At 73.5% G+C, this 20,795-nt stretch carries 18 protein-coding genes; 11 read left to right on the top strand and 7 right to left on the bottom strand.

Features of this window, described 5'->3' with window-relative positions; all coding sequences use genetic code 11:
* Positions 1–13: 13 nt before the first annotated feature.
* From D9C15_RS16430 to mgtA, 9 genes are all read left to right on the top strand, one after another.
* The gene (locus D9C15_RS16430; RefSeq protein ID WP_127999155.1) at positions 14–820 is read left to right on the top strand and encodes an MlaE family ABC transporter permease; all 807 of its coding nucleotides are present in this window, start codon (positions 14–16) and stop codon (positions 818–820) included.
* Positions 820–1,782 (top strand): MlaD family protein, encoded by a 963-nt coding sequence (locus tag D9C15_RS16425; protein WP_127999153.1) that lies wholly within the window; start codon positions 820–822, stop codon positions 1,780–1,782. The genes D9C15_RS16430 and D9C15_RS16425 overlap by 1 nt, the downstream gene beginning before the upstream one ends.
* Positions 1,743–2,441 (top strand): hypothetical protein, encoded by a 699-nt coding sequence (locus D9C15_RS16420; protein ID WP_127999151.1) that lies wholly within the window; start codon positions 1,743–1,745, stop codon positions 2,439–2,441. Before D9C15_RS16425 ends, D9C15_RS16420 begins: the two co-directional genes overlap by 40 nt.
* Positions 2,442–2,539: 98 nt before the next feature.
* Positions 2,540–2,758 (top strand): hypothetical protein, encoded by a 219-nt coding sequence (locus D9C15_RS16415; protein WP_127999149.1) that lies wholly within the window; start codon positions 2,540–2,542, stop codon positions 2,756–2,758.
* Between the two features lie 19 nt (positions 2,759–2,777).
* On the top strand, positions 2,778–3,416 hold the full coding sequence (gene trhA / locus D9C15_RS16410) for a PAQR family membrane homeostasis protein TrhA (RefSeq protein ID WP_127999147.1): 639 nt from the start codon (positions 2,778–2,780) through the stop codon (positions 3,414–3,416).
* 132 nt (positions 3,417–3,548) lie between these two features.
* Positions 3,549–5,861, top strand: coding sequence for an NADP-dependent malic enzyme (locus D9C15_RS16405; protein WP_127999145.1), 2,313 nt, complete (start codon positions 3,549–3,551; stop codon positions 5,859–5,861).
* Positions 5,861–7,081 carry a lanthionine synthetase C family protein gene (locus tag D9C15_RS16400; protein ID WP_127999143.1) on the top strand — a complete coding sequence of 407 codons (1,221 nt, stop codon included), beginning with the start codon at positions 5,861–5,863 and terminating at the stop codon, positions 7,079–7,081. The genes D9C15_RS16405 and D9C15_RS16400 overlap by 1 nt, the downstream gene beginning before the upstream one ends.
* Before the next feature lie 30 nt (positions 7,082–7,111).
* Positions 7,112–7,252 (top strand): hypothetical protein, encoded by a 141-nt coding sequence (locus D9C15_RS33435; protein ID WP_164886749.1) that lies wholly within the window; start codon positions 7,112–7,114, stop codon positions 7,250–7,252.
* A 72-nt stretch (positions 7,253–7,324) separates the two neighbouring features.
* The gene (gene mgtA, locus D9C15_RS16395; protein WP_127999142.1) at positions 7,325–9,838 is read left to right on the top strand and encodes a magnesium-translocating P-type ATPase; all 2,514 of its coding nucleotides are present in this window, start codon (positions 7,325–7,327) and stop codon (positions 9,836–9,838) included.
* Here mgtA and D9C15_RS16390 read toward each other — a convergent pair.
* From D9C15_RS16390 to D9C15_RS16380, 3 genes are all read right to left on the bottom strand, one after another.
* Positions 9,831–11,840: a diguanylate cyclase domain-containing protein gene (locus D9C15_RS16390; RefSeq protein WP_127999141.1), complete on the bottom strand. Its 2,010-nt coding sequence runs from the start codon at positions 11,838–11,840 to the stop codon at positions 9,831–9,833. The two genes, mgtA and D9C15_RS16390, sit on opposite strands and share 8 nt — an antisense overlap.
* 95 nt (positions 11,841–11,935) lie before the next feature.
* Complete coding sequence (locus D9C15_RS16385; RefSeq protein ID WP_127999139.1) at positions 11,936–12,586, bottom strand: DUF502 domain-containing protein; 651 nt, start codon at positions 12,584–12,586, stop codon at positions 11,936–11,938.
* Positions 12,587–12,652: 66 nt separating this feature from the next.
* Positions 12,653–13,666 carry a metal-dependent hydrolase gene (locus D9C15_RS16380; RefSeq protein ID WP_127999137.1) on the bottom strand — a complete coding sequence of 338 codons (1,014 nt, stop codon included), beginning with the start codon at positions 13,664–13,666 and terminating at the stop codon, positions 12,653–12,655.
* Between the two features lie 120 nt (positions 13,667–13,786).
* Here D9C15_RS16380 and D9C15_RS16375 point away from each other — a divergent pair, with 120 nt between their 5' ends.
* Complete coding sequence (locus D9C15_RS16375; protein ID WP_164886748.1) at positions 13,787–15,586, top strand: TIR domain-containing protein; 1,800 nt, start codon at positions 13,787–13,789, stop codon at positions 15,584–15,586.
* Here D9C15_RS16375 and pcaCD read toward each other — a convergent pair.
* Genes pcaCD through D9C15_RS16360 form a run of 3 tightly spaced genes read right to left on the bottom strand, consistent with a single transcriptional unit; the run spans position 15,570 to position 18,857 of the window.
* The gene (gene pcaCD / locus D9C15_RS16370; protein WP_310734482.1) at positions 15,570–16,769 is read right to left on the bottom strand and encodes a bifunctional 4-carboxymuconolactone decarboxylase/3-oxoadipate enol-lactonase PcaCD; all 1,200 of its coding nucleotides are present in this window, start codon (positions 16,767–16,769) and stop codon (positions 15,570–15,572) included. The two genes, D9C15_RS16375 and pcaCD, sit on opposite strands and share 17 nt — an antisense overlap.
* The gene (locus D9C15_RS16365) at positions 16,756–17,544 is read right to left on the bottom strand and encodes a SapC family protein (RefSeq protein ID WP_127999131.1); all 789 of its coding nucleotides are present in this window, start codon (positions 17,542–17,544) and stop codon (positions 16,756–16,758) included. Before D9C15_RS16365 ends, pcaCD begins: the two co-directional genes overlap by 14 nt.
* Complete coding sequence (locus D9C15_RS16360; protein WP_127999129.1) at positions 17,541–18,857, bottom strand: hemolysin family protein; 1,317 nt, start codon at positions 18,855–18,857, stop codon at positions 17,541–17,543. The genes D9C15_RS16365 and D9C15_RS16360 overlap by 4 nt, the downstream gene beginning before the upstream one ends.
* A gap of 48 nt (positions 18,858–18,905) precedes the next feature.
* Here D9C15_RS16360 and D9C15_RS16355 point away from each other — a divergent pair, with 48 nt between their 5' ends.
* Entirely contained in the window at positions 18,906–19,730 is an 825-nt protein-coding gene (locus D9C15_RS16355) for a symmetrical bis(5'-nucleosyl)-tetraphosphatase (protein ID WP_127999127.1), read from the top strand.
* Between the two features lie 100 nt (positions 19,731–19,830).
* Here the strand turns inward: D9C15_RS16355 and D9C15_RS16350 are convergent, their stop codons facing one another.
* Positions 19,831–20,730 carry a LysR substrate-binding domain-containing protein gene (locus D9C15_RS16350; RefSeq protein ID WP_127999125.1) on the bottom strand — a complete coding sequence of 300 codons (900 nt, stop codon included), beginning with the start codon at positions 20,728–20,730 and terminating at the stop codon, positions 19,831–19,833.
* Between the last annotated feature and the right edge of the window lie 65 nt (positions 20,731–20,795).

Below are 20,795 nucleotides of genomic sequence, written 5' to 3'. Positions count from 1 at the left end.
CTATGATCGGTGCATGGTCTCGCCGGTCCTGCCCCTGCCGCCGCGCCTCACCGCACCCGCGCGCGGGTTGCGCCGCTGGCTGCGCGGCTGGTGGCGGCTGATCCACCTGGCCGCGGTGCTGCTGGCGCTGGCACTCTCGCCTTCCAGCTACGCGGCCGGGCACCGGCGTTCGTTCGCGCGCCACCTCTGGCTCGGCACCGCGCCGACGCTGCTCTCTTTCGCGGTGCTGACCACCCTGATCTGCCTGGTGCTGATCCGCATCGTCGTGGTCACCGCGGTCAGCTACGGGCTGACGCAGTACGCGCTCGAGATGGTGGTGCGCGTGCTGGTGCTGGAGCTGATCCCGCTCACCGCCGCGCTGTTCGCCGCCCTGCGCTGCACCATCCCGCAGGCCGACCAGATCGCCGCGCTGCGCCGCAGCGGCCGCTGGGACGCGCTGCGTGCCGAAGGCCTGGAGCCGCTGCGCCGCGAGGCGCTGCCGCGCGCCACCGCCGGCATCTTCTGCGCGCTGATGCTCGCGGCCACCAGCGCGGTGGTCGGCCTGGTGGTGGCCTACCTGTCGGTGCACGGCTTCACCACCGCGGGGCTGGCGAGCTACACCCACACCGTGGGCCAGGTGTTCACGCCCGCGGTCACGCTGGTGTTCGTGCTCAAGGCGCTGCTGCTCGCGGTGGCCGTGGCGCTGCTGCCGCTGGCCGCGGTGCTCGACGAGGCGCCGCGCAAGCGCCTGTCGGCCAGCGCCGAGCTGCAGGGGCTGGTGCGCATGTTCGTCGTGATCGTGCTCGTCGAGGCCGCCTCGCTGGTGGGCAACTACTACTGATGTCAGCTCCGGACCCGCTCGAACCCGCCGCGCCGATCGCCAACGTCGAGCTGAAGGCCGCGGCGCTGCTGCTGCTGTTCGTGCTGCTGGTGGGCAGCGCGGCGCTCTACCTGCTCTACGCCCGCGGCGCCTTCGAGCCGACCCAGCGCCTGGTGCTGATCGCCGAGGATTCGGAGGGCGTGCGGGTCGGCATGGACCTCACCTTCGCCGGCTTCCCGGTCGGCCGCGTGCGCGACATCGAGCTCGGCGCCGACGGCCAGGCGCGCATCCTGGTCGACGTGCCGCGCAAGGACGCGCGCTGGCTGCGCGAGACCAGCGTGTTCACGCTGACGCGCAGCGTGGTCGGCGGCGCCAACCTGCGCGCCTACACCGGGCTGCTCGAAGGCCCCGAGCTCGCCGACGGCGCGCAGCGCCCGGTGCTGATCGGCGACACCGCGGCCGAGATGCCCAAGCTGGTGTCGGCGATGCGCGAGCTGATCGACAACCTGACGCGCCTGACCGCCGGCGACGGGCCGCTGGCCGCCAGCCTGGCCAACATCCAGGTGCTCACCGAGAAGCTCAACGGCCCGCGTGGCGCCGCCGGCCTGCTGCTGGGCAACGAGGCCGACACCAAGAAGCTCTCCGAGGCCGTGGCGCGCACCAACGCGCTGCTGGCGCGGCTGGACGGCATTGCCGCGCGCGCCGACGCGCAGGTGCTCGGCCCCGACGGCCTGGTGCGCGAGAGCCGCGCCACCATCCAGCAGCTCAACGCGATGCTGCTGGAGGCACGCGGCACGCTGCGCAAGGTCGACGGTCTGCTCGAGCAGGCGCAGGGCATCGCCGGCGACGTGAAGGGTGCCACCGCCGACCTCGGCGCGCTGCGCCAGGAGGTCGATGCGACGGTGCGCAAGCTCGAGCAGATGGTGGACGAGGTGAACCGGCGATGGCCGTTTGCACGCGACAACGAGCTGAAGCTGCGCTGAGCGCGCTGCTGCTCGCGCTGGCCGCCGGCTGCGCCTCGGGCCCGCCGGCGCCGGCCTGGCAGGGCGAGGCGCGCAGCGCGGTCGAGGCCGCCGTGACGGCGCACCTCGAGGGGGATGCACGCGCCGAGAACGCCGCCGCGCAGCGCGCCCGGCAGGCGCTGGCGCGCACCGGCCGCCCCGAACTGCTGGCGCGCGCCGAACTGATGCGCTGCGCGGCGCGTGTCGCGAGCCTGGCGTTCGGCCCCTGCGAGGGCTTCGAGCCGCTGCGCGCCGACGCCGGCGCAGCCGAGCAGGCCTACGCCGAGCACCTGCAGGGCCGCGCGCTCGCGCCCGAGCGCATCGCGCTGCTGCCCGAGGCGCAGCGCGGCGTGGCCGCGGCGATGGCCGGCGGCCGCGGGGCCGGCGACGCGGTGGCCGCGATCAAGGACCCGCAGTCGCGCCTGATCGCGATCGCCTTGCTGTTCCAGGCGGGCCGGGCCGACCCGGCGCTGATCGCACGCGCCGCGGACACCGCCTCGGCCCAGGGCTGGCGGCGTCCGCTGCTGGCCTGGCTGAAGGTGCAGCAGCGCCTGGCCACCCAGGCCGGCGCTGCGGAGGAGGCGCAGCGCCTCGCGCGGCGCATCGCGCTGGTGGAATCCGGCGGCGCAGCCGGACGATGACAAACGTGACGGAAACAGGAGGGTTTCGACACCCGGCCGATACATCCGGTGCCTAGCCTGTGGACAGGGCCTCAGTGCCCGACGTACCAGGAGGCACCATGCAAGTCACCGAAGCCACCCGCACTGCCGCCCGCTGGGAACTGCGCTTTGCGTCGCTGTTCGACGCCGGGCGCGGCTACGCGTTTCCGTGCGATGCCGACGGCGGCATCGACCTCGCCGCACTGAGCGACCGCGAGCGCGCCAGCCTGCGGCAGGCCCAGCATGCGGTGGGCCGCGACCTGGGCGTGCCGGTGGTCGTGCCGGCCGCGCGCCACTGAACCACGGCTCCCCCGCGCCATGCACACGCCGGGCTCGCCGCACGAGGAACTGGCCAACGCGGCCAGCCACCTGCTCGGCTGCCTGCTCGCGCTGGCCGCCGCGCCGGCGCTGCTGCAGTCGGCCGCCGCGCACGACGGCCGGCATGGCGCGCTGGCCGCGGCGCTGTTCTGCACCACCATGCTGCTGCAGTACGCCGCCTCGGTGGCCTGCCACGCCTGCCCGCCCGGGCTGCTCAAGCCGCGCCTGCGCGCGCTGGACCATGCGGCGATCTTCCTCTTCATCGCCGGCAGCCTGACGCCGTTCGCCCTCGGCGCCGGGCGGGCCGAGGTCTGCGTGGCGGTGTGGCTGCTCGCGCTGGCGGGTGCGGCGCTCAAGCTCGCCGGCCGGCTGACCGACCGGCGCCGCTCGACCGGCGTCTACCTGCTGCTCGGCGCCGCGGCGCTGGCCGCCCTCGCCCCCGCGCTGCGCGAGCTCGACGCCGGCGCGCGCGGCTGGCTGGCCGCCGGCGTGGCGGCGTACGGCGCCGGCGTGCTGTTCTTCCTCGCCGATGCGCGCCTGCGCTTCGGCCACCTGGTGTGGCACCTGTTCGTGCTGGTCGGCAGCGCCTGCCACCTGCGCGCGCTGCTGCTGGCGACCACCGCCGCGCCGCCGGCCTGAGCCGCGCGACCTGAGCGAGCACGGCCTGCGGGCTCCCACAATGGACGCCGCAGGGGCAATGGCGCACCATCGGCGACAGGCCCGGTAGCATGCCGCCCCCGGGCCGGACGACCCGCCCCTCAGGAGACATGCATGGACAAGAACGACCGGCCCCTCTCGCCCGCCGAGCAGGCCCTGCGCGACGCGGCGCTCGAATACCACCGCAGCCCGGTGCGCGGCAAGATCGCGGTGGCTCCGACCAAGCCCTTGTCCAACCAGCGCGACCTGTCGCTCGCCTACTCGCCCGGCGTGGCCTACGCCTGCCTGGCGATCGAGAAGGACCCGTCGCTCGCGGCCGAATACACCTCGCGCGGCAACCTGGTCGGCGTGGTCACCAACGGCACCGCGGTGCTCGGCCTGGGCGATATCGGCCCGCTGGCCGGCAAGCCGGTGATGGAGGGCAAGGGCTGCCTGTTCCAGAAGTTCGCCGGCATCGACGTGTTCGACATCGAGCTCAACGAGAAGGACCCGGACAAGCTGGTCGAGATCATCGCCGCGCTCGAGCCCACGCTGGGCGGCATCAACCTCGAGGACATCAAGGCGCCGGAGTGCTTCCAGGTCGAGCGCCGGCTGCGCGAGCGGCTGAACATCCCGGTGTTCCACGACGACCAGCACGGCACCGCGATCATCTCCGCCGCGGCCCTGCTCAACGGGCTGGAGCTGGTGGGCAAGCAGATCGGCGAGGTCAAGCTCGCGGTCTCGGGCGCCGGCGCCGCGGCCATCGCCTGCCTGGACCTGATGGTCGAGCTGGGCATCAAGCGCAGCAACGTGTTCGTGTGCGATTCCAAGGGCGTGATCCACGACCGCCGCGAGGACAAGCTCGACGAGTCGAAGAAGCGCTACCAGCAGAAGACCGAGGCGCGCACGCTGGCCGACGTGATGAAGAACGCCGACGTGGTGCTGGGCTGCTCGGCCGCCGGCGCGATCACGGCCGACATGGTCAAGTCGATGGCCGACCGGCCGATCATCCTCGCGCTGGCCAACCCCGAGCCGGAGATCCGACCCGAGGCGGCCAAGGCGGCGCGGCCGGACTGCCTCATCGCCACCGGCCGCTCCGACTACCCGAACCAGGTCAACAACGTCCTGTGCTTCCCGTACATCTTCCGCGGCGCGCTCGACTGCGGCGCGACGCGCATCACCGAGGCGATGAAGGTGGCCTGCGTGCGCGAGATCGCCGACCTGGCCAAGGCCGAGATCAGCGCCGAGGTGGCCTCGGCCTATGCCGGGCGTGAACTGCGCTTCGGGCCCGACTACATCATCCCGACGCCGTTCGACTCGCGCCTGATCCTGCGCATCGCGCCGGCGGTGGCGAAGGCGGCGGCCGAGTCGGGCGTCGCGACGCGGCCGATCGCCGATCTGGAGGCCTACCGCCAGTCGCTCACCCGCTTCGTCACCCACACCGGCATGTTCATGCGGCCGGTGTTCAGCGCGGCACGCGCGGCGCCCCGGCGTGTGGCCTACGCCGAGGGCGAGGACGAACGTGTGCTGCGCGCGGTGCAGATCGCGCTGGACGAGAAGATGGTGCGCCCGATCCTGATCGGCCGCCCGGCGGTGATCGCCGCGCGCATCGAGCGTGCCGGCCTGCGCCTGCAGCCCGGGCGCGACCTGGAGATCGTCAACCCCGAGGACGACGCGCGTTTCCGCCAGTACTGGGAGGCCTACCACCGGCTCAACGCGCGCAACGGCGTGACGCCCGACATGGCCAAGGCCACGGTGCGGCGCTCCAACACCACCATCGGTTCGCTGATGATCCACCTCGGCGACGCCGACGCGATGCTGTGCGGGCTGGTGGGCCGCTTCGACGGCCACTTCGAGCACATCAAGGAGGTGATCGGCGCGGCGCCCGGTGCGAAGACCTGGGCCACGATGAACGCGCTGATGCTCGACAAGCACACCCTCTTCATCGCCGACACCTTCGTCAACGACGACCCGGACGCCGAGCAGCTGGCCGAGATCGCCGCGATGGCCGCCGAGGAGGTGCGCCGCTTCGGCATCCCGCCCAAGGTGGCGTTCGTCTCGCACTCGATGTTCGGCTCGAGCAAGCGCGCCTCGGCGCTGAAGATGCGCGCCGCGCGCGACCTGTTCGTGCAGCGCCTGCCCGACGTGCCGGCCGACGGCGAGATCCAGGGCGATGCGGTGTTCAGCGACGAGCTGCGCAGCGCGATCGTGCCCGACTCGCGCCTGACCGGTGCCCCCAACCTGCTGATCCTGCCCAACCTGGACGCGGCCAACATCCTGTTCAACGTGCTGAAGATGACCGGCGGCAAGGGCGTGACGGTGGGCCCGATCCTGCTCGGCGCGGCCGGGCCGGTGCACATCCTCACCCCGGCCGCCACGGTGCGCCGCGTGGTCAACATGACGGCGCTCGCCGTGGCCGACGCCGGGGTGCGCAGCCGGCCGGCCTGATGCTGTTCGAGCCGGCGCGCCACGAGGCGCTCGCGCCCCTGGCCTGGGACGAAGGCCGGGTGCGCGCCGCGATCGAGGCCATCGTGCGCGACACCGAGGCGGCGCGGGTGCCGGGCCGCTGGTGGCCGACGCACCCGAACGACCTCGAGCCGGGCGAGGACCCGCAGGCGATCTCGCCCTCGCTCTACTTCGGTGCGGCCGGGGTGGTGTGGGCGCTGCGCTACCTGGCGGCGGTCGGCGCGGCGCCGCGCGGCCCGTGGCGCGAGGACTTCGTCGCACTGCGCGACGCGAATCGCGCCTGGCTCGCCGCCGGCGGCAGCGACGACCACGGCTCGTACCTGATGGGCGAGCTGCCGATCGCCATGATGGCCGCGCAGGACGAGCCCGACGGCGAGCTGGCGCGCAGCCTGCCGGCGCTGCTCGGGCGCACGCTCGACCATCCGACCCGCGAGCTGATGTGGGGCGCCCCCGGTGCGCTGCTGGCCGCGGCCTTCCTGCACGAACACGACGGCGCGGCGCACTGGGCCGAGGCCTTCCGCCGCATCGCCGCGATGCTCTGGTCGCAGCTCGAATGGAGCGCCGAGCATGGTTGCCACCACTGGGTGCAGGACCTGTACGGACAGCGCTGCAGCTACCTCGACGGCGTGCACGGCTTCGTCGCCACCGCGGCGGCGCTGCTGCGCGGCCGCCACCTGCTGCCCGACTGGCCGGCCTGGCAGCGCTGCATCGCCGAGACCGTGACCCGCAGCGCGCGCCACGAGGACGGCCTGGTCAACTGGCCCGCGCAGCTGGCCGACGTGACCCGCGGCCCGTCCAAGTGGCTGATGCAGTTCTGTCACGGCGCGCCGGGCTTCGTGGTCTGCCTCGCGCGCTGGCCCGACGCCGGACTCGACCCGCTGCTGAGCGCCGCCGGCGAGACGGTCTGGCGCGCCGGCCCGCTGGCCAAGGGCGCCAACCTGTGCCACGGCACGGCCGGCAACGGCTACGCCTTCCTGGTGCTGTACCAGCGCACCGGCGAGGCCCGCTGGCTCGAACGCGCGCGTGCCTTCGCGATGCATGCGCTGGCGCAGAGCGAGGCCGATCGCGCGCAGTTCGGCCGGGGCCGGCATTCGCTGTGGACCGGCGACCCCGGCCTCGCGGTCTACCTGTGGGACTGCCTGCGCGGCCGCGCCGCCTTTCCGACGCTCGACGTGTTCTTCGCTCCCGCCGCGGCGCCCTGACCACGTGACCCCGCGCGGGGGTCCCCCGGCTTGCACGAGAAGCTGTATGCATATACAGTACCCTGCATTCGATCGCCGGAGCGCCCCATGCACTATCCGCTGCGCCAGAACTACCGCCCGAGCAAGTACCAGGCGCCGGCCTGGCTGAAGCGCCTGTGGCGCTGGCTGTGACACCCCGCGGGGCTGCCGGCCGCGGTTGACCGCGCGCAAGAGCCGGCTGGCGGCTTCGCCAACACTCGGGCGATGGACACGCCGCCCGAGACCACCCCGCCGCCCGAGGCCTGGTGGGCGCAGGATGCCGGTGCGCTGCTGGCCGCGCTAGAGAGCCGCGCCGAGGGGCTCGACGATGCCGAGGCCGCCCGGCGCCTCGCAAGCCGCGGTCCCAACAGCCTGCAGCGCGGCCCGACGCACGTGGTGCTGCGCCTGGCGCTGCGCCAGTTCACCAACCCGCTGGTGCTGATCCTGGTGGTCGGCGCGCTGCTGTCGATGCTGCTGCAGGACTGGGCCGACGCGGTGCTGATCCTGCTGATCGTGGTCGCCAGCGCCGGCCTGGGCTTCGCGCAGGAACTGCGCGCCTCGCGTGCGGTCGAGGCGCTGCAGCGCCGCCTGGCGCTGACGGCGCGGGTGTGCCGCGGCGGGCAGGTGCGCACGCTGCCGGCCGCCGGCCTGGTGCCGGGCGACGTGCTCGAGCTGGCCGCCGGGCACCTGGTGCCGGCCGACGGCGTGCTGCTCTCGGCCACCGACTTCCTCGTCAACCAGGCCAGCCTGACCGGCGAATCGCTGCCGGTGGAGAAGCGGCCGGGCCGCAGCGCGGCCGACGCGGCGCTGGCCGAACGGCACAACGCCCTGTTTGCCGGCAGTTCGGTGCGCAGCGGCCAGGCCCGCGTGCTGGTGGTGCGCACCGGCGCAGGCACGGTGCTGGCCGGGCTGTCGGGCCACCTGCTCGGCAACGAGCCCGAGACCGAGTTCGAGCGCGGTCTGCGCCACTTCGGGCTGCTGCTGCTGCGGCTGATGCTGCTGGTCGTGATCGTGGTGCTGGTGGCCAACCAGCTGCTCGGCCGGCCGGTGGTCGAGTCGCTGCTGTTCGCGGTGGCGCTGGCGGTCGGGCTGTCGCCCGAGCTGCTGCCGGCCATCGTCAGCGTCTCGCTGGCGCGCGGCGCGCTGCGGCTGGCACGCGCCGGCGTGCTGGTGCGCCGGCTCGATGCGATCGAGGACCTCGGCGGCATGGACCGCCTCCTGACCGACAAGACCGGCACGCTGACCGAGGGCACCCTCGCGCTGGCCGCCACGGTCGATGCGGCCGCCCGGCCGTCCGACGAGGTGCTGCGCCTGGCGCACCTGAACGCGGCCTTCGAGACCGGCATCGACAACCCGATCGACCAGGCGCTGGTCGATGCCGGCCGGCGCGCCGGCCTGTCGACCGCGCCCTGGCGCAAGCTCGACGAGATCCCCTACGACTTCGTGCGCCGCCGCCTGACCGTGGTGCTCGAGCGCGACGGCGAGGCCCCGCTGCTGGTCACCAAGGGCGCCGTGCCGCAGGTGCTCGACGCCTGCGCCATCGACGCCGCCGGCCGCGCCGCGGCCGAGGCCTTCGTGCAGCAGCAGGGCGAGCAGGGCCTGCGCGTGCTGGCGCTGGCCACCACGCGGGCGCCGCGGCGCGACAACTACACCGTGGCCGACGAGAAGGGGCTCGTGCTGGCCGGCTTCGTCTGCTTCCACGACCCGGTCAAGCCCGACGCCGCGGCCACGCTGCAGGCGCTGGCGCGGCGCGGCGTGCGCGTGGCGATGGTCACCGGCGACAACCGCCACGTGGCCGCGCGCGTGGCCGCGCAGGTCGGGCTGGACGCGACGGCGCTGCTGACCGGCGCGCGGATCGCCGGCCTGCGCGACGAGGCGCTGTGGCACCTGGCCGAGCGCACGCATGTGTTCGCCGAGGTCGAGCCGGCGCAGAAGGAGCGCATCGTGCGTGCACTGCAGCACCGCGGGCATGCGGTCGGCTTCCTCGGCGACGGCATCAACGACGCGCCGGCGCTGCACGCGGCCGACGTCGGCATCTCGGTCGAGCACGCGGTCGACGTGGCGCGCGAGAGCGCCGACCTGGTGCTGCTGCGTGCCGACCTGGGCGTGCTCGAGCGCGGCATCGCCGAAGGCCGGCGCACCTTCGCCAACACGCTGAAGTACATCCAGATCACCACCAGCGCCAACTTCGGCAACATGGTCAGCATGGCCATCGCCACGCCGCTGCTGCCCTTCCTCCCGCTGACCGCGGGCCAGATCCTGCTCAACAACTTTCTCTCCGACCTGCCCTCGCTGGCCATCGCCACCGACCGCGTCGACGCCCCCGCGCTGCGCCGCGCCGGCCGCTGGGACCTGGCCGCGCTGCGCCGCTTCATGCTGCTGTTCGGCGCGATCAGCTCGCTGTTCGACCTGCTCACCTTCTGGCTGCTCGTGCGCGTGTTCGCGGTCGCGCAGCCGGCCTTCCACGCGGCCTGGTTCCTGGTCTCGCTGCTCACCGAACTGGCCGTGGTGATGGTGCTGCGCACCGCCGGGCCGGCCTGGCGCAGCCGGCCCGGGCGCGGGCTGGCCATCACCACCGTCGCGGTGGCGGCCGCCTCGGTGCTGCTGGTGGCCTGGCCGCCGCTGGCCGGGCTGCTCGGCTTCGCGCCGCTGCCCGGCACGCTGTGGGCCGTGCTGCTGGCGATCGTGCTGGCCTACGTGGCCGCCACCGAGCTGGCGAAGCGCCGCTTCTTCAGCTGACGGCGGCGTCGCCGCCCACCACCCGCAGCCGCGCGCGCGGCGCGGCACACACCCTGCCCCGGCCCGCGTTCTTGGCGGCATAGCAGGCGGCGTCGGCCGCCTCCATCCAGGCCGCCGCATCGGCCGTCTCGGGCGTCAGCGAGGCCACGCCCAGGCTGGCACCGACGCGCAGCTGCTCGCCCTGCCAGGGCAGCGCGATGTCCTGGATCGCACCACGCGCGGCCTCGGCGATGCGCAGCGCGGTCTCGTGGGGGCAGCGTTCGAGCAGGAGCGCGAACTCGTCGCCGCCCAGCCGCACGACCAGGTCGCTGGCACGCACGCGCGCGCCGAGCACCACCGCCACCGCCTTGAGCATCGCGTCGCCGGCCGCGTGGCCGGCGCGGTCGTTGATCGGCTTGAACCGGTCCAGGTCGACCATCACCAGCGCGGCCGGCAGCGAGCGCGGTCGGGCCTGCAGCACACGCTCGAGCTGCTGCAGCAGCAGCGTGCGGTTGGCCAGGCCGGTCAGCGCGTCGTGGCCGGCCGACCATTCGAGCGCCTCGCGCGCCGCGACCTGTGCCGTCACGTCGGCCACCGACCAGATCGTGCCGGCGCCGGCGTCGTGCATGTCCACCGGGCGGGCCCTCAGCTGGGCCCAGAAGCGGCTGCCGTCGCCGCGCCGCATCTGCCACTCGCCCACGTAGGGCTCGCCGCGCGCGAACGCGGCGCTGACCTGCGGGTCCAGCGCGGCATGGTCCTCGTCGGAGACATGGATCATGCGCGCGGCCTGGCCCAGCAGCTGCTGCTGCGACAGCGCGAACAGGCGGCAGAACTCGGCGCTGACCAGCTCGAAGCGCTGGGCTCTCGTGAACGCGATGCCCAGCGGCGCCGCATCCATCACCGAACTCAGCTTGCGCAGCACCTCGGCGTTGAAGGCCTCGAGCTGGGCGCGTTCGGCCGTGACGTGGCGCAGCACGCGGGTCAGTCGCCCGATCTCGCCCCTGGTCTCGGGCCAGCCTTCGGTCACCTCGTGCGTGCCGTCGAACAGGTGCCCGGCACGCTCCTGCAGCCGGGCCAGCGGCTGCAGCAGCCGGAACAGCAGCGTCAGCATCACCAGCGACAGCACCGCGATCAGCCCGCCGGCCCAGAGCACCGTCTTGCCGCGGGCGGCATGCAGCGGGGCCAGCAGGTCGCTCTCCGCACGGATGCGCCAGACCATCCAGTCCGGCCCCGCGACCCCGGCCGCGCCGACCAGTTCACCCGGTTGCCGCAGCAGCAGTCCGGCCGGCTCGACCGGCGCACCGCTGCGGCGCCACTCGGCGATCGCCTGCTGCAGTCGGGGTTCGTCGTCCAGGTCCTTCAGCACCCTTTCACGCGACGGGTGCACCAGCACATGGCCGTGCGCGTCGGTGACGATGCTGAGCACCCGGTCGGCGTTGTCGTCCTCCACCAGGTCGGCAATCAGGCCCTGCGTCGCCAGGTTGAGCACGCCGCCGAGCACCCCATGCACCGGGCCGCTACCGCCCAGCGGATGCGTCACCACGATCACCGGATCGCCGGACACGCGGCTTGCCACGGCCTCGCCGATCTGGCCGCGGCGTTCGGACAGCGTGAGGCGGAAGTAGTCGCGGTCGCCCAGGTAGACCTCGCTGCGGCGCACGCCCGCAGCCTCGGCGAGCACGCGGATGCGGCCATCGGCCCCGGCCACGAACACCGCGGAAAACAGGCCGCGCAGCAGCGGCTTGGCGTCCAGCAGCGCAACCAGGCGTGCCGGGTCGTCGATCATCGCCGCGTCGATCTGGCCCGCGTTGGCGGCCAGCGCCTTCTGGCGCTCGACCACCCGGCGCGACAGCAGCGTCGCGATGCGCACCGTGTCGGCCAGCGCGCGGTCACGCTGCAGCGCCAGGGTGTCCTGCTCGGCCTGGTGCACCAGCAGCAGCGTGGTCAGTCCGATGCCCAGCACCAGCGCGGCCAGCGCACACAGCGTGATGCGCAGCTTCAGCGAGCCGAGCGCATACGCCAAGCGGCGGCGCCAGGACCTCGCCGCGTTGGCAGGGCGATGGCCATACATCCGGGGGTTTTCGGCAGCGGAGGCGCGGACTTGAGTGCCCGAGCGCGTCAGCCCGGACGGCCCCCCAGGTACTGGCGCGACGTGATGCCCATCGACACGTAGATGCTGGTCACCGCGTCGACGCCCAGTTCGGCCGGCACGACCCACTCCGCCGGCACGTAGAGCAGGCCGCCGCCCACCGGCACCGGCGCGGTGGGCACCAGCACCGCGAGGTAGCTGCGCCCGCCGATCGTCACCGGCTCGGGCGTGGACAGCAGCGCCAGCGCCGCCGCGCCGCCCGGGCCGCCGAAGTGCAGCCACACCGGGCTCATCGAGCGCAGGCCGTCCTGGTCGCGCTGCGCGAGCAGGTCGACGAAGCGCTTCGACAGGTCGTAGACCGAGCGCACCAGCGGGATGCGCTGCAGGATGCCGTCGACCACCGCGGTCAGCACGTGGCGCAGCCGCGTCTGCACGACCAGGCCGAGCAGGAACACGCCGGCCAGCACCACCGCCACGCCGATCGTGTAGCCGAAGATCTCCGAGCCGGTGACGCCCAGGCCGATGCGCACCAGCGTGCCGCCGATCAGGCTGTCCGGCCCGAGCCACTCGACCAGCAGCCGCACCGTCCAGACCAGCACCAGCACGGTGGCCGCCAGCGGCAGCGCAGCCAGCGCGCCGGTGACGAAGATGTTCAGCAGGTGGCGGGCGGTGCGGGTCATGGCGCGGCTCGGGGCGGGAGGAGCGTGCAGTCTCGCACGCAGCGGCAGCGCCGCCCCGGCAGGAGTTCAGCGCGGCGGCGCGAGCGGCTCGCCGAGCGCACGCCGCCACAGCCAGGCCAGCGCCGGGCCGATCGGCGGCCGGCGCCCGGCCGCCACCGGCGGGGCCAGCGCTTCGACGCGCCCGCCGGCCACGCGGCCGACGACGAAGGCGAAGGTGTAGCTCGGCTCCTGGCCCATGCGCAGGTCGCTCACCAGCACCCGGTCGCCCTCGCGCGAGAGCTTGCAGAAGCCCTGGCTGAAGCGGCACAGGCGCTGCACCGGCGCATGGCCGTCGAGTGCCGGACGCAGCGCCACGCCGGCGTCGAAGCGGTCGAAGCGCAGCTCGCCGTGGCGGTCGAGCAGCGAATGGAAGCCTTCGTGCAGGCCGTCGGGCGTCACCGCGACGATGCGCCACAGCACGCTGTTGAAGGCGGTCGGCGTGACCAGCACGCGCTCGGCCGCGATGCCCTGGCGCGCCAGCGAGTCCAGCGCCACGCCGCGCACATGCTGCTGCGCCGCGGCGCCCCAGCCCAGGTAGGCCGTGCTCAGCAGCAGGCCGGCGGCGTTCCAGCGCAGCGCGCGTGCATCGCCGCCGCGGCGCAGCGCGACGATCACGCCCACCAGCAGTGGCAGCGTGTAGAGCGGGTCGATGATGAACACGCTGCCGACGGCGTACGGGTGGTCGGTGAAGGGCCGCAGCAGCTGCGTGCCGTAGACCGTCATCCAGTCCAGCAGCGGGTGGGTGACGAGCGCCAGCCAGATCGCCAGCCACCAGCGCCGGTACAGCGCCCGCTCGCCGTGCAGCCAGGCCGGCAGCAGCGCCAGCAGCGGTGCGGCCAGCGTGAGCCAGAAGAGGGCGTGGCTGTCGGCGCGGTGCAGCACCATGTTCGCCAGCGGGTCGCCGTGGTCGAGAAAGGCGTCCAGGTCGGGCAGCGTGCCGGCGATGCCGCCCCACAGCGCCGCCTTCCAGACCGCGCTGCGCCGGCCCATCGTGGCGATGCCGACCGCTGCGCCGAGCGCGAGCTGCGAGAGCGAATCCATGGGCCGCGATTGTCGCGACCCGCGATGCCCCTCGCCGGCCGCGGCGATTTGCGGGAGTCACCGCGGGTCGCGGACGCGCTAAGGTGGCGCCCGCCCGATCAACCGCCAGGAGGGCATCGCATGGACCCGACCCGCGGCGCGCTGCCGGAGCCCGGCGGCAGCTTCCGCCAGCTGTGGATCAAGCGCGTGGCAGGGCCCGACGGCCCCTTGTGGCACGCCGAGGCCTTCGACCCGAACGTCATCCGCGCGGCCACGCTGACCCTCCTCGTGCCGCCACCCGGCCTCGACGCCGACCGGCTCGCGCAGGCGACCCAGGCCTTTCTCGACGAGGCACTGGCGCTGGCGCGGTTCAACCACCCCGCGCTGGCCGCGGTGTGGGACTTCGGCGTCGAGCAGGGGCACGCCTACGTCGTCACGGCGCCGCGCCACGGCCGCACGCTGCGCGCGTGGCGCGGCAGCGTGCCGATCGACGACGCGCTGCTGCGCGGGCTGCTGCACCTGACGTTCACCGCGCTCGTGCTGCTGCACCGCGAGCACACCATCCACGGCGCGATCTCACCCGAGCGCCTGCTGCTCGACGAGCACGCGAGGCCCTTGCTGCTGCCGCCCGAACGGGTGCGGCGCGTGCTCGGCGAGCCGCCCGGGCCTTACGCGGCGCCCGAGCAGGTGGGCGCCGACGCCGGCGGGCCCGAGGGCCCGTGGAGCGACCTCTACGCGCTCGGCGCGACCCTGCGTTTCCTGATCACCGGTGCCGACCCGCCGCCGGCCGTGCAGCGCCTGCACGACGACCCGCTGACGCCGCTCGCGGCGCTGGCGCCACCCGGCCTCGACCCCGACCTGCTGCGGCTGGTCGACCGCCTGATGGCGCCGCGGGTGGGGGATCGGCCGCCGTCGGCCGACGCGGCCCTGGCCGCATTGTCCGGGCCGAGCGCGCACGGCGCGCCCGAGCGCACGCTCGCGGCGCCCGGCCCCGTGGCGTCGCCGCAACCCGCGCCGGCGGAACCGGCGCGCAGCAGCCGCTCGACGCTGACCGGGCGCCTCGGCGACGCGCTCGCCTCGTGGTGGCGCGGCCTGCGCCCCACCGCGGCCGAACCGCCCGCCGACGACCCGGTCTGGCTCGGCGTCCGCGCACCACGCCGCTGTGCGCCGCGCAGCGAATTCACCGTGCACCTCGCGGCCTACGTGCAGGCGGCGCGCGCGGCGGTGCAGGCGCAGTTCGACGCGGCCGGCGAACCGGACGAGCGCCGCCTGCTCGACGTGGCGCCCGAGGGCGCCTCGCGCTGGCGCCGCGGCGCACCGGTCACGGTGCGGCCGGGCGGCCGCCACTTCCGCTTCACGCCCGAGGAGCGCCGCTTCGAGTGGAACGGGCAGCACCGACTGGTCGGCTTCACCGCCTGCGCCGCCGACGACGCGCCGCCCAGCGCGGTGTTCGAGCTGCTGGTGCTGATCGACACCGTGCCGGTGGCCGCCCTGCCGGTGCAGCTCGCCGTCGGGCCCGGTGCCGGCGCGGCGGCACCCGCGCAGCGGGCGGTGCGCGCGCCGGCCAGCGCCTTCGCCTCCTATGCGTCCAAGGACGCGCAGGAGGTGGCCGGCCGGCTCTCGACCCTGGTGCGCTGGGCGCCGGGGCTGGACATCTTCCAGGACTGCCTGGACCTGCGCCCGAACGAGGACTTCAAGCGCCAGCTCGCGCAGCAGATCGGCGCACGCGAGCTGTTCCTGCTGTTCTGGTCGCGCCACGCCGCCACCTCGCCCTGGGTGCGCTGGGAGCTCGAGACGGCCCTCGCGCACAAGGCGCTCGAGGCCATCCTGCCGCTGCCGCTGGAGGACCCGGCGCTGGCGCCGCCGCCGCCGGAACTCGCCCACCTGCACCTGCGCGACCGCTTCATGGTCGCCGGCCAGGCCTTCAGCAGGCGGCCATGAACCCGCGCAGCAGCCGCTCGAAGGCCTGCGGCTGTTCGGCCACCGACAGGTGCGCGGTGTCGAGCACCTCGAGCCGCGCGCCGGGAATGCGCTGTGCGATCGCCTCGCTCATCGCCGGCGGTGCGCCGGCGTCCTGCCTGCCGGCGATCACCAGCGTGGGCAGCGTCACCTGAGGCAGTGCATCGAGCCAGTCGACCGCCGCCACCGCGTGGCAGCAGGCCAGGTAACCCTCGACGCTGCCGCGCAGGATGGCCTGCCGGTGGCGCTCGACGACGTCGGGCCGGGCGGCGCGGAAGGCCGGCGTGAACCAGCGCTCCATCGTCGCGTCCGCCACCGCGGCCAGGCCATGCTGCTGCACACTCGCGATGCGCTGCGCCCAGGCGGCGCGCGCCTCCTCCGGGTAGCGCGCGCTGCTGTTGGCGATCACCACGCCGCGCAGCAGCGCCGGGTGCCGCAGCGCCAGGCCCTGCGCGACCATGCCGCCCATCGACAGGCCGACGAACACCACCGGGCCACGGCCCCATTCGCCGATCACGCGCGCCGCGTCGTCGACCAGCTGTTCCTGCGTGTACGGGCCGGCAGGCACGGCCGAGCCGCCGTGGCCGCGCTGGTCGTAGCGCAGCACCTCGTGGTCGGGCGCGAGCGCGGCGGCGAGCTCGTCCCACATGTGCAGGTCCACGCCGAGCGCATGCGCCAGCACCACCGGCGTGCCGCGGCCCTGCAGCGCGATCCGCAGCTGCGGCGCGCTGAAGGTGTGGTGCACGGCCACGCGCACGCCCTCGGTCAGCGGCTGCGCGGCCGGCAGGCGGCCGGCCTCGCGCAGCAACTTGGTGGTGATCTTGAACGCGGTGTTGGCGGCCGGCACGCCGCAGTAGATCGCGCCCTGCATCAGCGTCTCGCGCAGCGGCTCGAGCGGCACGCCGGCCTGGATCGTGGCGCGGCAGTGCAGCTCGAACTCCTCCCAGCGCGCGGCGGCCATGGTCATCGCCAGCACGAGCAGGCGGCGCGTCTGCACGTCCAGCCCCGGGCGGCCCCAGATGTCGAGCCAGGCATGGCGCGTCACCAGGTCCTGGAAATCGGCGTTGAAGGCGGTGGTGCCGGCCAGCGACTGGTCGACCCACTCGTCGCCGAGCACCGCGCGCCGGTTCGCGACGCCGCGCGCGAAGTCGTCAGCGCGCTCCACCGGAACTCCCTTCCGCCTTGGCCCCATCCTTCGCCGCCTGGGCGCGCCGCGCCTTGCGCTCGACCATCGCGCGCAGGTGGTTGGTCGAGGCCAGGTGCAGGTTCAGCAGCGCGAGCATGCCGTTGCGGTGCATCTCGAGCACCGGCGCATCGGCCAGCGCGCGCAGCTTCTCGTCGTCGATCACGTAGAAGCCGTCGATCGAGAGCGTCATGCCGTCGGGCAGTGTCGCGTCGGCCTTCATCTCCTTGAGCAGATCGAGCTCGGCGATGCGCGCGCAGAACAGCTGGGTGCGCTGCGCCTCGGTCTCGAAGCGGTCGAGGAACTCGATCGCACGCTGCAGCGCCGGCGCGGGCTGGCCGTCGTCGCCGAACAGCGGCTCGCCCTCGGTCTCGGAAAAGCCGGTCCAGGCGCGGTCGATCATCACGCCGGGCGCCGGCGCGCCACGCAGGTTCGCGGTCAGGAACGGGTAGCGGCGGATGAAGGCCGGGATGTAGCGCGCCTCCCAGCGCGTGCCCTCGACGAACAGGTTCTCGCCCTGCGACAGCCCGAGCAGCGCGATCGGCGAGACCGTGGCGCGGCCGGCCTCGTCGCGCACGCCGGTGTGCACGAACACGACCGGGAACTCGAGCGCTGCCTGCGGGATCTCGGTGGCGGCCAGGAACACGGCATGCATGCCGCGTGCGATGGAGAAATCGGCCAGCGTGCCGATCTTCAGCGGCCGGTGGCGCGCCGGCTCCAGCAGCACCGGCTCGCGGTACAGCGCCGAATTGATCATGCAGGTTCTCCGGGGGGTTCGTTCTCGCGCGGCGGCAGCAGGCTGGCCAGCACCTTGTCGACACGCTTGCCGTCGAGGTCGACCACCTCGAAGCGCCAGCCCTCCCACTCGACCGAATCGGCGGTGGCCGGCAGGCGGCCGAGCAGCAGCATGATCATGCCGGCCAGCGTGTTGTAGCGCCCGCGGTCCTCCTCGGGCAGGGCCTTCAGCGCCAGGCGGTCCTTCAGCTCCGGCACCGGGATCAGGCCGTCGAACAGCCAGCTGCCGTCCTCGCGGCGCACCGCCCAGGAGTCTTCCGCGGTGGGCGTGGTGAACTCGCCGGTGATCGCCTCCAGCACGTCGAGCACGGTGATCATGCCCTGCACCTCGCCGTACTCGTCGACCACGAACACGAGCTGCGCGCTCGAGGCCTTGAAATGCTCGAGCAGTTCCATGCCCGAGAGCGTCTCGGGCACGAACACCGCCGGCTCCAGCCCCTCGGTGAGCGAGAAGGTCTCGCCGCGCATCTCCTGCTGCAGCAGGCGCTGCGTGGTGGCCACGCCCAGCACGTCGTGCAGGCCGCCGCGGCACACCGGATAGCGCGAGTGCTGCACATGCTCGATCAGCGCCAGCACCTGCTCGCGCGTGGACCCGGCGTCGAGCCAGACGATCTCGGTGCGCGGGATCATCATCGAGCCGACCTGGCGGTCGTCGAGACGGAACACGTTGCGCACCATCTGGTGCTCCTGGGCCTCGATCACGCCGGCATCCACGCCCTCCTCCAGGCTGGCGGCGATCTCCTCCTCGGTGACGCTGCGGTCGGGCCCGTCGCGCACGCCCAGCAGGCGCAGCGTGCCCTCGGTGCAGACCGACAGCAGCTTGACGAAGGGCCGCGTCGCGATCGACAGCCACTCCATCGGCCGCGCCACCAGGCGCGCCACCGTCTCCGGGTACATCTGGCCGAGCCGCTTGGGCACCAGCTCGCCGAAGATGATGGTCAGGAAGGTGATCACCACCACCACCATCGCGGTGGCGGCGATGTCGGCCATGTTGTCGCTGATCGGGAGTGCGTCGTGCAGCCAGGCCGCGAACGGCGCGGAGAAGGCGGCGTCGCCGACGATGCCGTTGAGCACGCCGATCGAGGTGATGCCGATCTGCACCACCGAGAGGAACTTGGTCGGGTCGTCGTGCAGGTCCATCGCGCACTGCGCGCCTGCGTCGCCGGCCTCGACCATCACCTGCAGCCGGGCCTTGCGGGCGGCGGTGAGCGCCATCTCGGACATCGCGAACAGCGCGTTCAGCAGGATCAGGAAGATCAGTAGGGCAACGTCCATGCAGGGCGTGCATCGAGGCGACCGGGGCGAGCGTAGCAGAATCGCGCGATGCACTACCTCGTGGGCGACCTGCAGGGCTGCGACGACGCGTTCGAGCGCCTGCTCGCCGAGATCGGCTTCTCGCCCTCGCGCGACCGGCTCGTCGTGCTCGGCGACCTGGTCAACCGCGGCCCCGGCTCGCTGGCCGTGCTGCGCCGGCTGCGCGGCTTCGGCGACGCGGCCGACTGCCTGCTCGGCAACCACGACCTGCACCTGCTCGCGGTTGCCTTCGGTGGCCGCACGATGCACCGCGGCGACACCTTCGCCGACGTGCTCGACGCGCCGGACCGCGACGCCTGGATCGAATGGCTGCGCGCGCGCCGCATGGCGCTCGTCGCGGACGGCTGGCTGTGCGTGCATGCCGGCGTGGTGCCGCAATGGGACCGCGACGCGACGCTGGCGCGTGCCGCCGAGGTGGAGGCCATGCTCACGAGCGACGCGCTGCCCGACTTCCTGCACCGGATGTACGCCGACGAGCCGGTGCGCTGGAGCGACACGCTGGCCGGCGCCCACCGGCTGCGCTTCATCATCAACGTGCTGACGCGCATCCGCTTCGTCGACGCGCAGGGCACGCTGGACCTGAAGACCAAGGAAGGCGCGGGCGGCGCGCCGCCGGGCTTCGCGCCCTGGTTCGACGCCCCCGGCCGCCGCACGCAGGGCGTGCCGGTCGCCTTCGGCCACTGGTCCACGCTCGGCCTGGTGATGCGGCCCGAGCTGCTGGCGCTGGACACCGGCTGCGTCTGGGGCGGCTGCCTGAGCGCGGTGCGCATCGACGGCGGGCGGCGCGAGCTGGTGCAGGTGAAGTGCGCGCAGGCGCAGCGGCCGGGGGGGTGAGGGCGAGGTGCGGTCGGGGGCTTCGCGGTGTGGGCGGTCGGGCGCTGGCGGCGACTCGGCTCACGCCGTCGGCGAGGAGCCGACAACAGCAGATGTCCGCTCAGCGGAGGGTTGTTTCCGTTCGCGCCGCTTCGCTGTGCACCCATGACAAGAAGGCCTCGACCGGAGGGCGCTTCGCGTGCCTGGCCGGATACACCACGAAGTGCGCCTTCACGCGGATGGCCTTGTCCAAGCCGAAGACGGCCTTCAGCCTCCCGGCAGATAGATGCGGACCGGCGTTGACGGCACTCTCGAGCGCAACACCCAGTCCCTGGGTTGCCGCGTCCAGCGACATCTGGGCACGGTCGAAGCGCAACGCGAACTGATCTGGCGAACGCCTGTCCGCGAACTCGCTCAACCAGTCGGACCACTGGACCACGCTGACATTGCTCTGGATGAGCGGCACGTCGAACAGCTGCTCGATCCGCTTGAGCCGGTGCTCCCGGATGAAGGCCGGACTGGCGAGCGGCACGACACGCTCCGTGAAAAGGGGCTCGACGACGAGATCGCCCCACTGAGGCACGCCGTAGCGAATGTCGAGATCCGCCTGTCCGAGCGCGAAGTCGCTGGGCGTGTGCGCGGCCGACAGGTTGAGCGCGATGTCCGGGTGCGCCTGCGCGAAGCCGCGCAGCCGCGGCATCAGCCACAGACTCGCGATGCTGGGCGCCGCGTGCAGGTACAGGCTGTTGCCGACACCCTTGCGCACGTCCTCCGTGGCTGAAGAGATCGCCGACAGCGCGCCGGACACGCGCTCGAGGTAGCGCTCGCCCGCATGGCTGAGCCGAACGCCGTGCGCGCTGCGCTCGAACAGCCGCACGCCGAGGTCGGCCTCGAGGCGCGCGATCTGGTGGCTGATCGCCGACGCGGTCAGGTGCAGCTCCGTGGCAGCAAACGCAAAGCTGCGGCGGCGCGCGACGGCCTCGAACGCCAGGAGATTCGCAACAGGAGGGAGCGACGCCATGGGGTTCTCCCGGTCGTTGCATGAAGGATCGTCATCTTAGCCTGATGATTCATCGTTTGCCTTCA

The sequence above is a fragment of the Piscinibacter defluvii genome, assembly GCF_004011805.1.
In the GTDB taxonomy this organism is placed as follows: Bacteria; Pseudomonadota; Gammaproteobacteria; order Burkholderiales; family Burkholderiaceae_C; genus Piscinibacter; species Piscinibacter defluvii.
Note: the sequence above shows the minus strand (reverse complement) of the source record. Positions and strands in the feature narration are given on the sequence as shown.

What these genes read in the sequence shown, in the direction of transcription:
- D9C15_RS16375 (WP_164886748.1), top strand. Translation starts at nt 13,787, where the DNA reads ATGGACCCGACCCGCGGCGCGCTGCCGGAGCCCGGCGGCAGCTTCCGC.
- mgtA (WP_127999142.1), top strand. Translation starts at nt 7,325, where the DNA reads ATGGACACGCCGCCCGAGACCACCCCGCCGCCCGAGGCCTGGTGGGCG.
- D9C15_RS16400 (WP_127999143.1), top strand. Translation starts at nt 5,861, where the DNA reads ATGCTGTTCGAGCCGGCGCGCCACGAGGCGCTCGCGCCCCTGGCCTGG.
- D9C15_RS16360 (WP_127999129.1), bottom strand. Translation starts at nt 18,857, where the DNA reads ATGGACGTTGCCCTACTGATCTTCCTGATCCTGCTGAACGCGCTGTTC.
- D9C15_RS16355 (WP_127999127.1), top strand. Translation starts at nt 18,906, where the DNA reads ATGCACTACCTCGTGGGCGACCTGCAGGGCTGCGACGACGCGTTCGAG.
- D9C15_RS16405 (WP_127999145.1), top strand. Translation starts at nt 3,549, where the DNA reads ATGGACAAGAACGACCGGCCCCTCTCGCCCGCCGAGCAGGCCCTGCGC.
- D9C15_RS16365 (WP_127999131.1), bottom strand. Translation starts at nt 17,544, where the DNA reads ATGATCAATTCGGCGCTGTACCGCGAGCCGGTGCTGCTGGAGCCGGCG.
- D9C15_RS16420 (WP_127999151.1), top strand. Translation starts at nt 1,743, where the DNA reads ATGGCCGTTTGCACGCGACAACGAGCTGAAGCTGCGCTGAGCGCGCTG.
- D9C15_RS16430 (WP_127999155.1), top strand. Translation starts at nt 14, where the DNA reads ATGGTCTCGCCGGTCCTGCCCCTGCCGCCGCGCCTCACCGCACCCGCG.
- D9C15_RS16415 (WP_127999149.1), top strand. Translation starts at nt 2,540, where the DNA reads ATGCAAGTCACCGAAGCCACCCGCACTGCCGCCCGCTGGGAACTGCGC.
- D9C15_RS16350 (WP_127999125.1), bottom strand. Translation starts at nt 20,730, where the DNA reads ATGGCGTCGCTCCCTCCTGTTGCGAATCTCCTGGCGTTCGAGGCCGTC.
- trhA (WP_127999147.1), top strand. Translation starts at nt 2,778, where the DNA reads ATGCACACGCCGGGCTCGCCGCACGAGGAACTGGCCAACGCGGCCAGC.
- D9C15_RS16380 (WP_127999137.1), bottom strand. Translation starts at nt 13,666, where the DNA reads ATGGATTCGCTCTCGCAGCTCGCGCTCGGCGCAGCGGTCGGCATCGCC.
- D9C15_RS16425 (WP_127999153.1), top strand. Translation starts at nt 820, where the DNA reads ATGTCAGCTCCGGACCCGCTCGAACCCGCCGCGCCGATCGCCAACGTC.
- D9C15_RS16385 (WP_127999139.1), bottom strand. Translation starts at nt 12,586, where the DNA reads ATGACCCGCACCGCCCGCCACCTGCTGAACATCTTCGTCACCGGCGCG.